Source organism: Pseudomonas sp. SIMBA_067, from assembly GCF_046534675.1.
Lineage (GTDB): Bacteria > Pseudomonadota > Gammaproteobacteria > Pseudomonadales > Pseudomonadaceae > Aquipseudomonas > Aquipseudomonas putida.
The window spans coordinates 1-268 of record NZ_JAWRYH010000512.1 but is presented as its reverse complement, the minus strand read 5'-3'; the positions used below and the strand labels follow the sequence as shown (position 1 = coordinate 268).

Genomic DNA, 268 nt, shown 5'->3' with positions numbered 1-268 from the left:
GGTACTTGAGCGCGGCGTTGGGCAAACGTATCACGCCTTGCCAGGCGATGCTGGTGGAAAGCCCGGACAGCCAGCATGAAGCCCGTGAGTGGACCTTGAGGCGCGAGGACGGCAGCCACTTGACGGCCAATATGCTGCCGACGGTGTTGCTCGATGAGCACGGTCTGTGGATCGGGCACCTGGCGATCTACCGCGATGTCACTGAGCAAAAACGTGCCTACGAGGCCCTGGCGGCACGCGACCGTTTGCTGAAAAAACTCAGCGCCCA

Annotated in this window: 1 pseudogene; it reads left to right on the top strand. The window is 61.9% G+C overall.

The features are described from left to right. Positions 1–268, top strand: a pseudogene (locus SB765_RS30120) (GGDEF domain-containing protein); the annotation flags it as partial.